Raw genomic sequence first — 17,761 nt, forward strand, 5'->3', positions numbered from 1 at the left:
GCCGCGCCCGGCGGCCCCCCCGCGACCGTCCGCCCGACCACAGGAGAAGCTCCCGTGCTGCGCATCGCCGTCCCCAACAAGGGCTCGCTGTCGGAGGCGGCCAGCGCCATGCTCCGCGAGGCGGGCTACAGCCAGCGCCGCGAGGCGAAGGAGCTCCTCCTCGACGACCCCGCGAACAACGCGCAGTTCGTCTTCCTCCGCCCCCGCGACATCGCTCTCTACGTCGGCTCCGGCACCCTCGACGTCGGCATCACCGGCCGCGACCTGCTGCTGGACTCGCGCGCCCCCGCCTCGGAGGTGCTGCCGCTGGGCTTCGCCCGCTCCACCTTCCGCTTCGCCGGCCGCCCGGGCACGGCCACGGGCGTGGGCGACCTGCAGGGCCGGCGCATCGCCACCAGCTACTCCGGCCTGCTGGGCAAGCACCTGGCCGAGCACGGCGTCTCCGCCGACATCGTCCACCTGGACGGCGCGGTCGAGACGGCCATCGCGCTGGGCATCGCCGACGTCATCGCCGACGTGGTGGAGACCGGGACCACGCTGCGGGCGGCGGGCCTGGAGGTGTTCGGGGAGCCGGTCATGACGTCGGAGGCCGTCCTCGTGCGCCGCGCCGGCGCGGAGCCCTCCCCGGCCGTCGAGGTCCTCGTGCGGCGCCTGCAGGGCGTCCTGGTGGCCCGCCAGTACGTCATCGTCGACTACGACTGCCCGCGCAGCCTCGTCGAGCGGGCCTTCGAGATCACCCCGGGCCTGGAGTCGCCGACCGTCTCCCCGCTGGCCGATCCCGACTGGGTCGCCGTGCGGGCCATGGTGCGCGCCAACGCGACCAACCGCGTGATGGACGAGCTCTACGACCTCGGCGCGCGGGCGATCCTGGTCACCAGCATCCACGCGTGCCGGCTGTGACGGAGCCGACCGGTGGGCGGCTCTCCCGCGAGGAGGCGATCGCGCGGCTGAGCGCACCGTTCCGCCCCCGGAGGGCGCGCGCGGTGGGGGTGCCGCTGGCGGTGGGCATCTTCGTCGTCCTGGCCGTGGTGGGCGCCGCCATGCTGGGCAGCGGCCTGCCCGGCTGGACCGTGCTGGACTCCCTGCTGTGCGTGGCCTTCGGGGCGCTGCTGGGGGCGGGGGTCCTGCGCCTGGTCGGGGTGCGCGCCGTGCCCACGGCGGACGCGCTCGTGGTCCGCAACGTCTTCCTGACGACCCGCGTGCCGTGGGCGACGATCGTGGCGGTGCGCTTCGGCGGCGGCAACCCCTGGCTGACGCTCGACCTCAGCGACGGGGAGAACCACGCCGTGATGGCGATCCAGCGCGCCGACGGGGCGTGGGCGCACGAGCAGGCGGGCAGGCTCGCCACGCTGGTCGAGCTGCACACCCGCCCCGCCTGAGGCTGCGCCGCCCGAGCCCGCCCTGCTTCCCCGCGCCGGTCGGGGGTCACGGCAGCAGCCGCAGGACCGGGTCCGCGGACCCGCCGGGGCCGCCGGTGTCCAGCCGCACGTCGGCGCGGCCCCGCGTGCCCTCCGCGGCGAAGTGGAGCTCCTCCTGGCGCCGCCACCGGTGCCAGTGCGGGGCGTAGGCCTCCCCGTCGCGGGCGATCCCCCGCGCGTGGCGCAGCTCCGGGGGCGCCTCCAGCCACAGCAGCGCCGACAGGTGCGGTGCGCAGGCCCGGGCCCCGCAGCCGACGCCCTCCAGCAGCAGCGTCGCGGCGGCGGGCACCGGGTGCTCCTCCGCGTGCCGCCCCGCCACCCAGTCGTAGCGGCGGTAGGCCGCCGGGCGGCGCTGCGCCAGCGGCCGCAGCACCCACTCCAGCAGCAGGGGCACGGCGTCGGCCAGGCCGTCCCAGCCGGGGTAGAGCTCGTCCATGTGCACCACCTGCGCGCCGCCCAGCAGGGGTGCGAGGGCGGCGGCGAGAGTCGTCTTGCCCGAGCCGGAGGGCCCGTCGACGGCCACGACCCGGGTTCCGCCCGCGCGGGGCGGGTGGGCGGCCACGAGCGCCGCGAGGGCCTCCGCGGTGACCGGTGCGCCGGCTCGCGGCAGCCCCTCCGCGCCCGGTCCCGGCGTCGAGGGCCCGCCCGCCCCCACCGGCCTCAGAACGACGTCGCGCACCACGGGGCCTCGCCGGTGCCGAGGACGTCCGCGGCTCGCGCCAGCACCGCCTCGTCCCGCGCCTGCAGCCGCCCCGCCCGGGCCAGCGTGGTGGCGCTCGTGCCCCCGAGCAGCAGGGCGGCGAGGGCGTCCACCGTCAGCTCCACGTCCGGTGCCGCGTCGGTGGGTGCGACCTCGGCGCCGCCCGCGCCTGTCTCCAGCGCCACCGTCCCGGCGGCCGGGCCGGCGTCGTCGTGCACGCGCAGCACCAGCCGCGCCGCCCCGCGGTAGGAGCGCGCCCGCAGCACGGCCGCGGTGTCGAGGATGCGCACCCACAGGAAGTCGTCCTGGCCGCTGCGCTGGGCGGCGCGGGGGTCCTCCAGCAGCCACGGCAGCAGCTCGTCGACGGGCCGGTCCTCCGCCCGCACCGAACGGACCCAGTCGACGGAGGTGCAGTACTCCCACAGCGCCCTCGTGGCCGCCGGCGTGGTCGCCGACAGCTCGTGCACCGTCAGGGTGCTCCTGGACACCCGGCCCTGCCAGGACTCCGCCGGCGTGTACGTGCAGTACCCGTCGGCGACGCCGTCCGGGCCGCGGCGCAGCACCGTGCGGCTGCGCGGCCCCCAGGCGCGCGGGTTCGGCACGACCCCCGTGGTGTGGTTCCACCACTGCTCGTCGCGGAGCAGCTCCCCGGCGCGGCGGCGCCGGACGCGGTCGTGGACGGCGGCCAGGTCCGCGCGCGCCTCCCTCGCGTCGACCAGTTCCAGCGCGCCGCCGTCGCGGGGGGCGTCGCCGCGGAAGCGGGCCCGGTCGGCGTCCACGGTCCAGGAGGCGCACTCGGTGGCCGCGCCGAAGCCGTAGCGGCCGTAGATCGGCGCCTCGCTGGCGATGAGGACGCTCACGGCGGCGCCGCGCTCGCGGGCCTGACGCAGGTCGGTGCGCATCAGGGCGCTGAGCAGGCCGCGGCGGCGGTGGGTGGGCAGCACGGCGACCGAGGAGACGGCGTTGGCGCCCACGAGGCGGCCGCCCGGCAGCGTCAGCTCCGTGTCGAAGGAGCGCAGGCTGGCGACCAGCCGCCCCTCCACCGCGCCGGCGCGCAGCCGCTGCCCGCGCAGCCGCTCCCGGCGGTGCGCCACGGAGGTCGGGTCCGGCCGGTCCTCCATGAACGCCGTGCCCAGCATCTCGGACCAGCGGGTGAGGGCGTCGGTGTCCTCGACGTCGACGTCCACGACCTCGATCGCGGGGCTGCCGGTGCGGCTGGGAGGGGTCACGCGCCGACGCTAGCCGCTGCGACCGACGCGCCGCCCGGGGGTTCGCCGGCACCCCGCGGGGCGGCCCCGCACCGGTCGCGGCGGCGCGGGCCCTACGCTGCGGTCGTGAGCGTGGCCGTGCGTGTGATCCCCTGCCTGGACGTCGACGCGGGGCGCGTCGTCAAGGGCGTCAACTTCGCCGGGTTGCGGGACGCCGGTGATCCCGTGGAGCTGGCGCGGCGCTACGACGCCGAGGGCGCCGACGAACTCACCTTCCTCGACGTCACGGCCTCCTCCGACGCCCGCGAGACGACCTACGAGATCGTCTCGCGCACCGCCGAGCAGGTCTTCATCCCGCTCACCGTCGGCGGCGGCGTGCGCACGGTGGCCGACGTGGGCCGGCTGCTGCGCGCGGGCGCGGACAAGGTGGGCGTCAACACCGCGGCCATCGCCCGCCCCGAGCTCATCGCGGAGATCGCCGACCGCTACGGCAGTCAGGTCCTCGTGCTGTCCGTCGACGCCCGCCGCGTCCAGCCCGGGGCACCGGCCACGGCCTCCGGCTTCGAGGTGACCACCCACGGCGGACGCCGCGGCACCGGCCTCGACGCGGTGGAGTGGGCGGTGCGCGCCGCCGAGCTGGGGGCGGGGGAGGTGCTGCTGAACTCCATGGACGCCGACGGCACCAAGGCCGGCTACGACCTGGAGCTGCTCGGCCTGGTGCGGAACGTGGTCAGCGTCCCGCTGATCGCCTCGGGCGGGGCCGGTGCGCTGGAGCACTTCGAGCCGGCCGTGGCCGCGGGTGCGGACGCGGTGCTCGCCGCGAGCGTCTTCCACTTCCGCGAGCTCACCATCGGGCAGGTGAAGGACGCCGTGCGGGCGGGCGGCCACCCCGTCCGCTGACGGCGCCCCCCGCCGCCCCCCACCCGCCGCCGCGGGCTCAGCCGGGTGCCGTGAACCGCCGCAGCGCCTCCGGGCTGCCGTCGATGTCGACCAGGGCCCTGGAGCCGCGGCCGAAGGCGTGCAGGAGCAGCTCTCCCGGCTGCCCGGCGATGCTCACCGCCCACGAGCCGCGGCGCACCACGGCGCGCTGCCCGCCGGGCACGACGAGCACGACCCCCACCCCGGCGCGGCGGTAGGCGAGGCGGCCGAAGGACCGCACCGACCGCCACAGCGATGCGCTGACGTCGGCCGGCAGCCGGCGCGGCGCCCAGTGCGGCTGCGCCCGGCGCACGTCCTCGTGGTGCACGAAGAACTCCGCCCCGTTGACGAGGCGGCCCAGGCCCGGCAGGGCGGTGGGGTTCCACCGCGGCGGGCCGGTGCGCACCCGCTCGACGAGCTCCTCGAAGGGCAGCGCGCCGAGCTCGGCCACGACCCGGCGGCCGAGGCCCCGCAGGGGAGGCAGCGCGGTGCCGACGGCGGCGAGCGGGCGGCCGTCGCGGACGACGAGGTGCACCATCAGGTCGCGCACGGTCCAGCCGGCGCACAGGGTGGGGGCGTCGGGCCCCGCCTCGAGCGCGCTGTCGCACAGGGCGGAGCGCTCCTCGGCGGCGTAGCTGGTGTCGGCGGGCAGGCTTCTCAGCACGGGCACGAGGAGATCGTGGCACGAGCGGGCGGGCGGGCACACGGCGGAGGCGGACGGCGGACCCGCGCCCCGGCGGTGCCATCATCGGCGGGTGGCAGACGCGAGCAGCAACCCCCCGCCCGGCGACGCCCCGGACCCGCCGGAGCCCGGCCCGCTGCCCCCGGAGCTGGCGGCGGCCCTCAAGCGCGACGCCGCCGGGCTGGTGTGCGCCGTGGTGCAGCAGCACGACACCGGCGAGGTGCTGATGGTGGCGTGGATGGACGACGCGGCGCTGCACGCCACCCTCACCACCGGGCGCGCCACGTACTACAGCCGCAGCCGGCAGCAGCTGTGGCGCAAGGGCGACACCTCCGGCCACGTGCAGTGGGTGCGCTCGGCGTCCCTGGACTGCGACGGCGACGCGATCCTGCTGCAGGTGGAGCAGGTGGGGGCCGCCTGCCACACCGGTGAGCGCACCTGCTTCCTCGCCCGCCCCCTGCCCGTGGTGGTGGCCGGGCGGGAGGGGTGAGCGCGCCGGGCGCCGTCCGGCGCTCCCGCGCCACCCACCTCCTCGCGGCCGCCGCGGGCGGGCTGCTGGCGCTGGCGGCGCAGGCCCAGGTGTGGGTGCGTGCGGCCGTTCCGGGCCCGGTGGGGGACGTGGACGTGGCCGTGCGCGGCGCGGTGGCGGCCCCGGGGGTCTCGGCGGCCGCCCTGGTGGCGCTCACCGCCGTCGTGGCGTGCTCGCTGGGGCGGCGGGTGGCGCGGGCGGGGGCGGCGGTCGTCCTCGTGCTGGCCGGGGCGGGGGTCGTGGCCGCCGCGGTGCCGGTGGCGCTGTCCCCGGCCCCGGTGGTGGCCGCGGCAGCAGCGGAGCGCACGGGTGCGGCCGCGGTGCCGGCCGGGGGCGCCGCGGTCGCGCCCTGGCCGTGGGTGGCCGCGGCCGGTGGCCTGGTGGTGGCGGTGGCCGGTGCCGGGGTGCTGCTGCGCGGGCGCTCGTGGGACGTCTCCGCCCGGCACGAGCGCCCCGCCGCCGCGGTCGCCGGTGCGCCGGGTGGACCCGCCCCCGCGGCCGACCCGGCGGCGGATCCGGCGGCCGCCTGGGACAGCCTCTCCCGGGGTGACGACCCGACCCGGTGAGCGGTGCGCCGCCCCGTCGGGCGCCCGGAGGTGCCGCCGCGGGGCGGTCGCGCTCCACCGCCCGATCGCCGCGGGAGCTCGACGGTACGGTGGAGCGACCGACCGGGGGCGCGCTCCCTGTCGGTGGACCGGGACTTCCGCACCCCCGCACGGGGCGCAGGCGCTGAGGAGAGAGCACGTGGAGCAGAGCGGTGGCACGGCGGGTCGTCCGGTGACGCCGGCGCAGGCGTCGAGGAACGCGCAGCCCGACGGGCCCGCCGAGGTGGTCGACGAGCACGGCCACGGCAGCACGCCCGCGGCGTGGAGCGCCGTGGGCCTGGCGCTGCTCGGCGGTCTCATCGCGTCCCTGGCGGTCGTCTTCGTCAACATCCCGATGGGGATCGTCGGCGGCGTGATGATGCTGCTCGCGCCGGTCCTCGGCATGGTCCTGTCGAAGATGGGCTACGGGGCCAAGGGCGCGCACGGCGGTGCCGCCGGCGCGCACCGTCCCGGGGCGAGCTGACCGGGCGCGGCTGACCCGTTCCGGCGGGCGCGCAGGCCCTGCCGGGTGCCTGGCGCACCGCCGGGGCGGGAGCGGTGCCGCGGCGGGACTAGCATCGCCTCCGTGACGGTGCTGGACGACATCCTGGACGGTGTCCGCGAGGACCTGCGCGCGCGCCAGGCGGTGACCGATCTGGACACCCTGCGCGAGCGAGCGCAGCGGCAGGTCCCGGCGCGCGACGCGCGGCTGCTGCTGCGGCCCCGAGAGCCCGAGGCCCGCGGTGTCAAGGTGATCGCCGAGGTGAAGCGAGCCAGCCCGAGCAAGGGGGCGCTGGCGAACATCCCCGACCCGGCGGACCTGGCCCGCCAGTACGAGTCGGGCGGCGCCAGCGTCATCAGCGTCCTCACCGAGCAGCGCCGCTTCGGGGGCAGCCTCGACGACCTGCGGGCGGTGCGCTGCGCCGTGGACGTGCCGGTGCTGCGCAAGGACTTCGTCGTCGGCTCGTACCAGCTGTGGGAGGCCCGCGCCTACGGCGCGGACGTGATCCTGCTGATCGTGGCGGCCCTGGAGCAGGAGGCGCTGGTCTCCCTGATCGAGCGGACGGCCTCCCTGGGCATGACGGCGCTGGTGGAGGTGCACGACGCGGACGAGGTCGGGCGCGCCCTCGACGCCGGTGCGCAGGTGATCGGCGTCAACGCCCGCAACCTCAAGACCCTCGAGGTGGACCGCACGGCCTTCCACCGCCTCGCCCCCCTCATCCCCGACTCCGTCGTGCGGATCGCGGAGTCGGGCGTGCGCGGTCCCCACGACGTCGTCGACTACGCCCGCGCCGGCGCGGACGCGGTCCTGGTGGGGGAGTCCCTCGTCACGGGCGACGACCCCCGCCGCGCGGTGGCCGACCTCGTCGCGGCCGGTTCCCACCCGGCGGTGCAGGCGGTGCGCCCGTGAGCGCGGTCCGGGCGTCGTCGGACTGGCCCGCGGTGGGCGGTCTCGCGGGGGAGCGCGGCCCCTACTTCGGGGACTTCGGCGGCCGCTTCGTGCCGGAGGCGCTCGTGGCGGCACTGGACGAGATCGACGCCGCCCACCGGGAGGCGATGGCCGACCCGGCGTTCCTGGCGGAGCTGGACCACCTGCACCGCACCTACTCGGGCCGTCCCAGCCTGCTGACTGAGGCGCGGCGCTTCGCGGAGCACGCCGGCGGGGCGCGCATCCTGCTCAAGCGCGAGGACCTGAACCACACCGGCTCGCACAAGATCAACAATGTGCTGGGGCAGGCGCTGCTGACCCGCCGGATGGGCAAGACCCGCGTCATCGCGGAAACCGGCGCCGGCCAGCACGGGGTGGCGACGGCGACCGCGGCGGCGCTGCTGGGCCTGGAGTGCACGATCTACATGGGCGAGGAGGACACCCGCCGCCAGGCGCTCAACGTCGCCCGGATGCGCCTGCTCGGTGCCGAGGTCGTCCCCGTCACCATCGGCAGCCGCACGCTCAAGGACGCCGTCAACGAGGCCTTCCGCGACTGGGTGGCGTCGGTGGAGACGACGCACTACCTCTTCGGCACGGTCGCCGGTCCGCACCCCTTCCCGGTGCTGGTCCGCGACCTGCAGCGCATCGTCGGCCTGGAGGCGCGCCAGCAGGTGCTGGACCTCGTCGGGCGCCTGCCCGACGCCGTCTGCGCGTGCGTCGGTGGCGGCTCCAATGCGATCGGCATCTTCCACGCCTTCCTCGAGGACCCCGACGTGCGCCTGCTCGGCCTGGAGGCCGGTGGCGACGGCGTGGACACGGGCCGGCACGCCGCGTCCATCACCGGCGGCGGCAGCGGCGTCTTCCAGGGTTCGCGCTCCTTCGTGCTGCAGGACGAGGACGGGCAGACGCTGGAGAGCCACTCGATCTCCGCGGGCCTGGACTACCCGGGCGTCGGGCCGGAGCACGCCTGGCTGGCGGCGAGCGGGCGGGCCCAGTACCGGCCCGTGACCGACGCCGACGCGATGGAGGCCTTCCGGTTGCTGTGCCGCACCGAGGGGATCATCCCGGCGATCGAGAGCTCGCACGCCCTCGCCGGCGCCCTGGTGCTGGGCCGGGAGCTCGGCCCGGAGGGCGTCGTGCTCGTGAGCCTGTCGGGGCGCGGGGACAAGGACGTGGACACCGCGGCCCGCTGGTTCGGGCTGGTCAGCGACGCCGACCTGGTGGCCTCGGAGGCCGCGCGGGTGGCGGAGACGCCGTCGCAGACGGAGGGATCGGGATGGTGAGCGCCTCGACGGCGGGACGGACCGGGACGCGGACCTCGGCGGCCGCCGTGGACGCCGCCCGCGCCGAGGGGCGCGCCGCGCTCGTGGCGTACCTGCCCGTCGGCTTCCCGGACGTCGAGGGCAGCATCGAGGCCGCGAAGGCACTGGTCGACTCCGGCGCCGACGTCGTCGAGCTGGGCCTGCCGTACTCCGACCCCACGATGGACGGGCCGGTGATCCAGCGGGCGGTGGACGCGGCCCTGGCCGCCCGGACGCGCCCCGCGGACGTGCTGCGGGCGGTGGAGGCCGTCGCCGCCACCGGCGCCGCCGTGCTCGTCATGACGTACTGGCCGCCGGTGGACCGCTACGGCGTCTCGCGCTTCGCCGCCGACCTGGCCGGTGCCGGTGCCGCGGGCCTGATCACGCCCGACCTCATCCCCGACGAGGCCGCCGAGTGGATCCGGGCCAGCGACGAGCACGACCTCGAGCGGGTGTTCCTGGTCGCCCCGTCGTCCACCCCGGCGCGGCTGCGCTCCACGGCGGAGGCGTGCCGCGGCTTCGTCTACGCCGCCTCCCTGATGGGCGTCACCGGGGCCCGGGCCACGGTCGGTGCCGGAGCCCGGGGTCTCGTCGAGCGCACCCGGGCCGCCGGGGCCGAGCGGGTCTGCGTCGGTCTGGGAGTCTCCACGGCCGAGCAGACCGCGGAGGTCGCCGCCTACGCCGACGGCGTCATCGTCGGCTCGGCGTTCGTCCGGTGCCTGCTGGAGGCCGAGGACCGCGCCTCGGGCGTGCGCCGGGCCGCCGCGCTGGCCGCGGACCTGGCTGCCGGGGTGCGGCAGCGCTGAACGTCGCCGAGGGCCACGCCCGGCTCCCGGCGGGGGGCGAGCCGCGGAGGCGGTGTCCGTCCCGGAACGCCGACCGACGTGCGTTGGAGGGATTGTGAGCGCCCAGAAGCGGGCCCGGCCCCGATCCGGCAACCCCGCGACCCAGGCCCGCGAGGCGGAGGCCCGGCGCGCCCGCGAGGAGCGCGCTGCGGCCCAGCGCGTGCGGGAGGCCGCGGCCGCCAGGCGCCGGCGGGTGGGCGTGGTGACCGGTGTCGTCGTCGCGGTGCTCGCCGTGGTCGCAGTGGTCGCCGTGCTCGTCGCCCGCTCGGGCGGGACCGCGGACGGGCCGACCCCGACGGCGGCGACCGGTCCGGCCGGGGGCTTCCCCCTGCCCGGCACCCCGGACCCGGGCGCTCCCCGCCTCGACGTCTGGCTGGACTACCAGTGCCCCTTCTGCGCGCGCTTCGACGCCGCGGCCGGGGAGGAGCTGAGCCGCCTGGCCGCCGACGGCGACGCCGAGGTGGTGGTGCACACGCTGAGCTTCCTCGACGACCACCTCGGCGGGGACTCCTCCAGCCGGGCCGCCCAGGGCGCGGCCGCCGCGGCCGAGCAGGGCCGCTTCGCCGAGTACACCCGTGAGGTGTTCGAGCGCCAGCCCGAGGAGGAGGGCGCCGGGTACGCCGGCGCCGACCTGGAGGCCGCCGCCCGCGACGCGGGCGTCGAGGACCTCGGGCGCTGGCGCGAGGCGGTCCGTGCGGGCACGTACGCAGGCTTCGTCGAGCGCGTGCAGGAGGCCATGCCCGCCGACGTCACGTCCACCCCGACCGTCCAGCTCACCCCTCCGGGCGGGCAGCCGAGGACCCTCGACCCGGAAGAGCTGCGCTCCGGGTCGGTCACCACGTTCCTGCGCGAGCAGGTCAGCGCCGCGAAGGAGGCCGCCCGGTGACCACCGGCATCGCCATGGAGATCCCCAGCCCCGTCCAGGCGGTCTGGTACCTCGGGCCCGTCCCGATCCGCGCCTACGCGCTGTGCATCGTCGCCGGGATCGTCGTCGGCGTGCTCCTCTCCGAGCGCCTGTGGCGCGCGAAGGGCGGGCGCCCCGACCTGATCGCCGACATCGCCATCTGGGCGGTGCCCTTCGGTGTGGTCGGCGCCCGGATCTACCACGTCATCACCTCCCCGCAGGCGTACTTCGGTCCGGAGGGCGACCCCGTCCGGGCGCTCTACATCTGGGAGGGCGGCCTCGGCATCTGGGGCGCCGTGGCGCTCGGTGCCGTCGGGGCCTGGATCGGCGCGCGCCGGGCCGGCTACCGCCTGCCCCCCGTCGCCGACGCCCTCGCGCCGGGTCTGCTCGTCGCGCAGGCGCTGGGCCGGTGGGGCAACTGGTTCAACAACGAGCTCTACGGCCGCCCCACGGACCTGCCGTGGGCCGTGCGCATCCACCAGTGGGACGACGCGGCGGGGCGGGCGGTGCGCGGCCCCGACGGCGAGCCCGTCGTGCTGGGCACCTACCACCCCACGTTCCTCTACGAGTCGCTGTGGTGCCTGGCGTCGCTGGCGGTGCTGCTGGTGCTGCAGCGGCGCCTCCGCCTGGTCGACGGGCAGGTCTTCGCGCTCTACGTCGTGCTGTACACCGCCGGCCGCGTCTGGATCGAGGCGCTGCGCATCGACGACGCCAACGAGATCCTGGGCCTGCGCGTGAACATCTGGGTGAGCGCTATCGTGCTCCTCGTCGCGCTCGCCGTGTTCGTGCGCTCACGACGCCGCAACCCCGGCGTCAGCGAGCAGCTGCTGCGCGACCCCGCTCCCGCCACGACGGGGGAGGGGCACCCCGACGCGCCGGGCACCCCGGACGCTGCGGACGACGCGGGTAGGGCAGCGCGGCGGACACCGCCGGATGGTGGTGCTTCCACTCCGTGACCTCATCAGGTCCTCCCCCTCCATTACAGTGAATGTGAACCGCGGGCCAGCGCCGTCCTGCACCCCTTCGTCTCCCCGGTGACCAGCCGGGGGTCGTCAGGTCCCCCCGATCCACCCCCTGTCCACCGAGGTCCTGGACCTCCCCCGAGGACGGTGCACCCGCATGGCTCACTCCGGCATGGCTGACCACGGCACGACGGCACGGCAGACGGCCGCCCAGGGCACGACCGCCCTGGGCACCGCGCGCGCCGCGACGGCCGCGGTCAGGCCCTTCTCGACGCAGCCCGGCGCGCAGGGTCTGTACGACCCCCGCGCCGAGCGCGACGCCTGCGGTGTCGCGTTCGTGGCGACCATGCGCGGCGAGGCCGGGCACGACATCGTCGAGCACGCCCTGACGGCGCTGCGCAACCTCGACCACCGCGGCGCGGTGGGTGCGGAGACGGACACCGGTGACGGCGCCGGGATCCTGACGCAGGTGCCGGACGCCTTCCTGCGCGAGGTGCTGCGCGAGGAGACCGGCGTCGAGCTGCCGCGGGCCGGCCGCTACGCCGTCGGCACCGCCTTCCTCCCCGCGGAGGAGACCGCCCGCGAGGCGGCCGTCGCCGGCATCGAGGCGATCGCCGCCGAGGAGGGCTGCACCGTCCTGGCCTGGCGCGACGTGCCGGTGACCCCCGACCTGGTGGGCGCCTCGGCGCGCTCCTGCATGCCCTGCTTCCGGCAGGTCTTCCTCACCGGCCCCGCCGACGCCGCCGGCGTCGAGGAGACGGGCGTCGTGCTGGACCGGCGCGCCTACGCGGTGCGCAAGCGCGCCGAGCGCGACCTGGGCGTGTACTTCCCGTCGCTGTCCAGCCGGACGCTGGTCTACAAGGGCATGCTGACCACCGGGCAGCTGGAGCCGTTCTACCCGGACCTGTCCGACCGCCGGTACACCACCGAGCTTGCGCTGGTGCACTCGCGCTTCTCGACCAACACGTTCCCGTCGTGGCCGCTGGCGCACCCGTTCCGCCTCATCGCCCACAACGGCGAGATCAACACCGTGCGCGGCAACCGCAACTGGATGGCGGCGCGGGAGAGCCAGCTGGAGACGGACCTGATCCCCGGCGGCGTGCAGCGGCTGTCGCCGATCTGCGCGACCGAGGGTTCGGACTCCGCCTCCTTCGACGAGGTGCTGGAGCTGCTGCACCTGTCCGGCCGATCGCTGCCGCACGCGGTGCTGATGATGATCCCCGAGGCGTGGGAGAACCACACCGAGATGGACCCCGCGAAGCGGGCGTTCTACGAGTACCACTCCATGCTCATGGAGCCCTGGGACGGCCCGGCGAGCGTGACCTTCACCGACGGCACCGTCATCGGCGCCGTCCTGGACCGCAACGGCCTGCGGCCCTCGCGCTACTGGATCACCGACGAGGGCCTCGTGGTCCTGGCCAGCGAGGTCGGCGTGCTGGACCTCGACCCGGCCTCGGTCGTGACCCGCGGGCGGGTGCAGCCGGGGAAGATGTTCCTCGTCGACACCGCGGCGGGCCGCATCGTCGAGGACGAGGAGGTCAAGTCCGAGCTGGCGGCGCAGAACCCGTACGCGCAGTGGCTGGCCGACAACATCATGCACCTGCAGGACCTGCCCGCCCGCGAGCACGTCGTGCACACGCACGCCTCGGTGGCGCGCCGGCAGCAGACCTTCGGTTACACGGAGGAGGAGCTGCGCCTGCTGCTCGCGCCGATGGCGCGCGCCGGTGCGGAGCCGATCGGCTCGATGGGCTCCGACACGCCGCTCGCGGTGCTGTCGACGCGGCCGCGGCTGCTCTTCGACTACTTCAAGCAGCTCTTCGCGCAGGTGACGAACCCGCCGCTGGACGCCATCCGCGAGGAGCTCGTCACCTCCCTGATCGCGACGACGGGCCCGCAGCGCAACCTGTTGTCGGCGACGCCGGAGCACGCGCAGCAGCTCGTCCTGCCGTTCCCGGTCATCGACAACGACCAGCTCGCCAAGATCGTCCACATCGACCGCGACCGGAAGAACCCGGGCCGTACGACGTCGATCGTGAAGAGCCTGTACCGCGTCTCCGGCGGTGGGGCGGAGCTCGCCCGCCGCATCGAGGAGATCCGCGCGGAGGTCAGCCAGGCCATCGCCGACGGGGCGGTGTTCGTCGTGCTCTCCGACCGCGACTCCACCGCGGAGCTGGCGCCGATCCCGTCGCTGCTCATCACCTCCGCGGTGCACCACCACCTGGTGCGCCAGCGCACCCGCACGCAGGTCGGCCTGATCGTCGAGGCCGGCGACGTGCGCGAGGTGCACCACGTCGCCCTCCTCGTCGGCTACGGCGCGGCGGCCATCAACCCGTACCTGGCGATGGAGACCGTGGAGGACATGGTCCGCCACGGCGCGCTGCCGGACGTGGACGCCGAGACGGCCGTGCGCAACCTCATCAAGGCGCTCGGCAAGGGCGTCCTGAAGGTCATGAGCAAGATGGGCATCTCGACGGTCGCCTCCTACTGCGGGGCGCAGGTGTTCGAGGCGCTCGGGCTGTCGCAGACGCTGGTGGACGAGTACTTCACGGCCACCACCTCCCGCCTCGGCGGGGTGGGCCTGGACGTGCTCGCCGAGGAGGTCGCGCGCCGGCACCGGACCGCGTACCCCGTCGACGGCCTGCCGCCGGCGCACCGCCGCCTGGACACGGGCGGGGAGTACCAGTGGCGCCGGGACGGCGAGGCGCACCTGTTCGACCCCGAGACGGTCTTCAAGCTGCAGCACTCCACCCGCACCCGCAGCTACGACGTCTTCCGCCAGTACACCCGCCGCGTGGACGAGCAGGCCGAGCAGCTGATGACGCTGCGGGGGCTGCTGCACCTGCGCAAGGGCGTGCGCGAGCCCGTGCCGGTGCAGGAGGTCGAGCCCGTCAGCTCGATCGTCAAGCGCTTCTCCACGGGTGCGATGAGCTACGGCTCGATCAGCAAGGAGGCCCACGAGGTCCTCGCCATCGCCATGAACCGCCTGGGCGCGAAGTCCAACAGCGGTGAGGGCGGCGAGGACGTCGAGCGCCTCGTGGACCCGCAGCGACGCAGCGCGATCAAGCAGATCGCCTCGGGCCGCTTCGGGGTGACGAGCAACTACCTGGCCAACGCCACGGACCTGCAGATCAAGATGGCGCAGGGCGCGAAGCCGGGCGAGGGCGGTCAGCTGCCCGGGCACAAGGTGTACCCGAACATCGCCCGCACCCGGCACTCCACGCCGGGCGTGGGACTGATCTCGCCGCCGCCGCACCACGACATCTACTCCATCGAGGACCTCGCCCAGCTCATCCACGACCTGAAGAACGCCAACCGCACGGCCCGGGTGCACGTGAAGCTCGTGTCGGAGATCGGCATCGGCACGGTCGCCGCGGGTGTCAGCAAGGCGAAGGCGGACGTGGTGCTGGTCTCCGGCTACGACGGTGGCACGGGCGCGGCCCCGCTGACGAGCCTGAAGCACGCCGGTGGCCCGTGGGAGCTGGGGCTGGCGGAGACGCAGCAGACGCTGGTCCTCAACGGCCTGCGCGACCGCATCAGCGTCCAGGTGGACGGCCAGCTCAAGACCGGCCGCGACGTCATCATCGCCGCGCTGCTGGGCGCGGAGGAGTTCGGCTTCGCCACGGCACCGCTCGTGGTCGAGGGCTGCATCATGATGCGCGTCTGCCACCTCGACACCTGCCCGGTCGGCATCGCCACTCAGAACCCGGAGCTGCGCAGCCGCTTCGCCGGGCAGGCCGACCACGTCGTGAACTTCTTCGAGTTCCTGGCGCAGGAGGTGCGGGAGTACCTCGCGACGCTCGGCTTCCGCAGCCTGGACGAGGCGATCGGCCACGTGGAGCTGCTCGACGCCCGGCGCGCCGTGGACCACTGGAAGGCCGCGGGCCTGGATCTCACCCCGGTCCTGTCGCGCCCGGACGTGCCGGAGGGCACCCCGCTGCGCCGCACGACCGTGCAGGACCACGGGCTGGAGAAGGCCCTGGACCACGTGCTCATCGAGCGCAGCCGCGAGGCGCTGGAGCACGGCCGGCCGGTGCGGATCGAACTGCCGGTCCGCAACGTCAACCGCACGATCGGCGCGATGCTCGGCTACGAGGTGACCACGCGCCACGGCGAGGCGGGGCTGCCCGACGGCACGATCGACATCACGCTGACCGGTTCGGGCGGGCAGTCCCTGGGCGCCTTCCTGCCGCGCGGCGTCACCATCCGCCTGCTGGGCGACACGAACGACTACGTCGGCAAGGGCCTGTCCGGCGGCCGGGTCATCGTCCGCCCCGACCGCTCCTCCGGCCCGCGCGAGCGCAACATCGTGGCCGGCAACGTCATCGGCTACGGCGCGACGTCGGGTGAGCTGTTCCTGCGCGGCGAGGTGGGCGAGCGCTTCTGCGTGCGCAACTCCGGTGCCACCGCGGTCGTCGAGGGCGTCGGCGACCACGGGCTGGAGTACATGACCGGTGGCGAGGTGGTCATCCTGGGCCGCACCGGGCGCAACCTCGCGGCCGGGATGTCCGGTGGGCTGGCGCACGTGCTCGACCTGAAGGAGCACCGGGTCAACACCGAGATGGTGGACCTGGAGCCGATGGACGACGCCGCGGCGGCCCGTGTCCACGACCTGCTGGTCGCGCACCGCGAGCACACCGGCTCGGTGGTCGCGGGCAAGCTCCTCGCCGACTGGGGCGCGTCCCGTCAGCGCTTCACCACCGTCGTCCCGCGTGACTACCGCCGCGTCCTGGAGGTGCGGGCGGCTGCCGCCGCCGAGGGCCTCTCGCCCGACGACGAGCAGGTCATGACCCGCATCATGGAGGCTTCGCATGGTTGACAACCGCGGTTTCCTCAAGGTCCGCCAGCGGGAGCTCCCGCCCCGGCGGCCGGTGCCGCTGCGGCTGATGGACTGGCGCGAGGTCTACGAGCGCCAGGACTCCGCCACGCTGCGCCGCCAGGCGGGGCGCTGCATGGACTGCGGCATCCCCTTCTGCCACAACGCCTGCCCGCTGGGGAACCTCATCCCCGAGTGGAACGACCTGGTGTGGCGCGGCGACATGCACGAGGCGTCGGAGCGGCTGCACGCGACGAACAACTTCCCGGAGTTCACCGGGAAGCTGTGCCCGGCGCCCTGCGAGTCGGCCTGCGTGCTGGGGATCAACCAGCCGGCCGTGACCATCAAGCAGGTCGAGGAGGCCATCGCCGAGAGCGCGGTCGACCACGGCTGGCTGGAGCCGCGGCCGCCGGAGCGGCTGACCGGCAAGACGGTGGCGGTCGTCGGCTCGGGGCCCGCGGGCCTCGCGGCCGCGCAGCAGCTCACCCGGGCCGGCCACACCGTCGCGGTGTTCGAGCGCGCCGACAAGATCGGTGGGCTGATGCGCTACGGCATCCCCGAGTTCAAGATGGAGCGGGTGGTGCTGGACCGCCGCCTGGCCCAGATGGAGGCGGAGGGCACGCGGTTCCGTCCGGGCGTGGACGTGGGCGCGGACCTCACCGGGGACCAGCTGCGGGACCGCTACGACGCGGTGGTGGTGGCCGTGGGCGCCACCCAGTGGCGCGACGTGGACTACCCCGGCCGCGACCTGGCCGGCATCCACCAGGCCATGGAGTACCTGCCGCCGACCAACCGCGTCGCGGTGGGGGAGCAGGACCCGGAGGGCCTCATCGACGCCGCGGGCCTCGACGTGGTCATCATCGGCGGCGGCGACACCGGCTCCGACTGCTACGGGACCGCGCTGCGCCAGGGCGCGAAGTCCGTCACGCAGCTCGACATCTACCCGCAGGCGGCGAGCGAGCGGGTGGACGACGAGCCGTGGCCGACCATGCCGAAGATCTTCTCGGTCTCCTCCTCCCACGAGGAGGGCGGCGACCGGGTCTTCTCCGCCAGCACCACCGAGTTCCTCGGTGAGGACGGGCGGGTGAGCGGCGTGCAGGTCGTCGAGGCGCGCAAGGTCGACGGGCGCTGGACGCCGGTGGAGGGCACCGAGCGGGTGCTGCCGGCGCAGCTGGTGCTGCTGGCCATCGGGTTCACCGGCCCGGAGCAGAGCCCTCTGCTGGGGCAGTTGGGGCTGGAGGCGAACGAGCGCACGCACCTGGTGCGCGACGCCCGCTACGGCACGTCGGTGCCGGGTGTCTTCGTCGCCGGTGACGCCGGTCGCGGGCAGTCGCTCATCGTGTGGGCGATCGCCGAGGGCCGCGCCTGCGCGGCGGCGGTGGACACCTACCTCATGGGGTCGACGACCCTGCCCTTCCCGATCGAGGCGCACGCCCGGCCGTTGATGGCCTGAGGCGTCGAAAGCCGG

16 protein-coding genes are annotated in these 17,761 nt (G+C 75.5%); 13 read left to right on the top strand and 3 right to left on the bottom strand.

Features of this window, described 5'->3' with window-relative positions; all coding sequences use genetic code 11:
- The first annotated feature begins 54 nt into the window (after nucleotides 1-54).
- Together hisG and CLV92_RS08815 are read left to right on the top strand one after the other, a co-directional pair.
- Nucleotides 55-900 carry an ATP phosphoribosyltransferase gene (hisG, locus tag CLV92_RS08810; protein ID WP_104432437.1) on the top strand — a complete coding sequence of 282 codons (846 nt, stop codon included), beginning with the start codon at nucleotides 55-57 and terminating at the stop codon, nucleotides 898-900.
- Nucleotides 888-1,379, top strand: a complete 492-nt coding sequence (locus CLV92_RS08815) for a PH domain-containing protein (protein WP_211290986.1) — start codon at nucleotides 888-890, stop codon at nucleotides 1,377-1,379. The genes hisG and CLV92_RS08815 overlap by 13 nt, the downstream gene beginning before the upstream one ends.
- A 46-nt stretch (nucleotides 1,380-1,425) precedes the next feature.
- On the opposite strand, the gene CLV92_RS08820 is transcribed toward CLV92_RS08815, so the two are convergent.
- A complete protein-coding gene (locus CLV92_RS08820) occupies nucleotides 1,426-2,097 on the bottom strand; it encodes a nucleoside/nucleotide kinase family protein (protein ID WP_211290987.1) in 672 nt (223 codons plus the stop codon).
- The gene (locus tag CLV92_RS08825; RefSeq protein WP_104432438.1) at nucleotides 2,079-3,347 is read right to left on the bottom strand and encodes a GNAT family N-acetyltransferase; all 1,269 of its coding nucleotides are present in this window, start codon (nucleotides 3,345-3,347) and stop codon (nucleotides 2,079-2,081) included. Before CLV92_RS08825 ends, CLV92_RS08820 begins: the two co-directional genes overlap by 19 nt.
- Before the next feature lie 105 nt (nucleotides 3,348-3,452).
- Here CLV92_RS08825 and hisF point away from each other — a divergent pair, with 105 nt between their 5' ends.
- Nucleotides 3,453-4,226 carry an imidazole glycerol phosphate synthase subunit HisF gene (gene hisF / locus CLV92_RS08830; RefSeq protein WP_104432439.1) on the top strand — a complete coding sequence of 258 codons (774 nt, stop codon included), beginning with the start codon at nucleotides 3,453-3,455 and terminating at the stop codon, nucleotides 4,224-4,226.
- A gap of 37 nt (nucleotides 4,227-4,263) precedes the next feature.
- Here hisF and CLV92_RS08835 read toward each other — a convergent pair whose 3' ends face one another.
- On the bottom strand, nucleotides 4,264-4,914 hold the full coding sequence (locus tag CLV92_RS08835) for a TIGR03085 family metal-binding protein (protein ID WP_211290988.1): 651 nt from the start codon (nucleotides 4,912-4,914) through the stop codon (nucleotides 4,264-4,266).
- A gap of 85 nt (nucleotides 4,915-4,999) precedes the next feature.
- Between CLV92_RS08835 and hisI the strand changes: the two genes are divergently transcribed.
- The 10 genes from hisI to CLV92_RS08885 all read left to right on the top strand — a co-directional run bounded on the left by hisI (nucleotide 5,000) and on the right by CLV92_RS08885 (nucleotide 17,746).
- Nucleotides 5,000-5,416, top strand: coding sequence for a phosphoribosyl-AMP cyclohydrolase (gene hisI / locus CLV92_RS08840; RefSeq protein WP_104432440.1), 417 nt, complete (start codon nucleotides 5,000-5,002; stop codon nucleotides 5,414-5,416).
- Nucleotides 5,413-6,021: a Trp biosynthesis-associated membrane protein gene (locus CLV92_RS08845; protein ID WP_158257174.1), complete on the top strand. Its 609-nt coding sequence runs from the start codon at nucleotides 5,413-5,415 to the stop codon at nucleotides 6,019-6,021. Before hisI ends, CLV92_RS08845 begins: the two co-directional genes overlap by 4 nt.
- Nucleotides 6,022-6,199: 178 nt before the next feature.
- On the top strand, nucleotides 6,200-6,523 hold the full coding sequence (locus tag CLV92_RS08850; protein ID WP_104432442.1) for an HGxxPAAW family protein: 324 nt from the start codon (nucleotides 6,200-6,202) through the stop codon (nucleotides 6,521-6,523).
- Between the two features lie 102 nt (nucleotides 6,524-6,625).
- Entirely contained in the window at nucleotides 6,626-7,450 is an 825-nt protein-coding gene (trpC, locus tag CLV92_RS08855; RefSeq protein WP_104432443.1) for an indole-3-glycerol phosphate synthase TrpC, read from the top strand.
- Nucleotides 7,447-8,751: a tryptophan synthase subunit beta gene (trpB, locus tag CLV92_RS08860; protein ID WP_104432444.1), complete on the top strand. Its 1,305-nt coding sequence runs from the start codon at nucleotides 7,447-7,449 to the stop codon at nucleotides 8,749-8,751. Before trpC ends, trpB begins: the two co-directional genes overlap by 4 nt.
- Nucleotides 8,745-9,575 carry a tryptophan synthase subunit alpha gene (trpA, locus tag CLV92_RS08865; protein ID WP_104432445.1) on the top strand — a complete coding sequence of 277 codons (831 nt, stop codon included), beginning with the start codon at nucleotides 8,745-8,747 and terminating at the stop codon, nucleotides 9,573-9,575. The genes trpB and trpA overlap by 7 nt, the downstream gene beginning before the upstream one ends.
- Nucleotides 9,576-9,669: 94 nt before the next feature.
- Nucleotides 9,670-10,500: a DsbA family protein gene (locus CLV92_RS08870; protein ID WP_158257175.1), complete on the top strand. Its 831-nt coding sequence runs from the start codon at nucleotides 9,670-9,672 to the stop codon at nucleotides 10,498-10,500.
- Between the two features lie 14 nt (nucleotides 10,501-10,514).
- Complete coding sequence (gene lgt, locus CLV92_RS08875) at nucleotides 10,515-11,474, top strand: prolipoprotein diacylglyceryl transferase (protein WP_104432569.1); 960 nt, start codon at nucleotides 10,515-10,517, stop codon at nucleotides 11,472-11,474.
- A 163-nt stretch (nucleotides 11,475-11,637) separates the two neighbouring features.
- Nucleotides 11,638-16,296, top strand: a complete 4,659-nt coding sequence (gltB, locus tag CLV92_RS08880) for a glutamate synthase large subunit (RefSeq protein WP_104432447.1) — start codon at nucleotides 11,638-11,640, stop codon at nucleotides 16,294-16,296.
- The gene (locus tag CLV92_RS08885) at nucleotides 16,289-17,746 is read left to right on the top strand and encodes a glutamate synthase subunit beta (protein WP_104432448.1); all 1,458 of its coding nucleotides are present in this window, start codon (nucleotides 16,289-16,291) and stop codon (nucleotides 17,744-17,746) included. Before gltB ends, CLV92_RS08885 begins: the two co-directional genes overlap by 8 nt.
- Nucleotides 17,747-17,761: the final 15 nt, after the last annotated feature.

Source organism: Kineococcus xinjiangensis (genome assembly GCF_002934625.1).
Taxonomy (GTDB): Bacteria; Actinomycetota; Actinomycetes; order Actinomycetales; family Kineococcaceae; genus Kineococcus_A; species Kineococcus_A xinjiangensis.

Coding starts and splice junctions, on each gene's coding strand:
- trpA (WP_104432445.1), top strand. CDS start 8,745: ATGGTGAGCGCCTCGACGGCGGGACGGACCGGGACGCGGACCTCGGCG.
- lgt (WP_104432569.1), top strand. CDS start 10,515: ATGGAGATCCCCAGCCCCGTCCAGGCGGTCTGGTACCTCGGGCCCGTC.
- gltB (WP_104432447.1), top strand. CDS start 11,638: ATGGCTCACTCCGGCATGGCTGACCACGGCACGACGGCACGGCAGACG.
- CLV92_RS08885 (WP_104432448.1), top strand. CDS start 16,289: ATGGTTGACAACCGCGGTTTCCTCAAGGTCCGCCAGCGGGAGCTCCCG.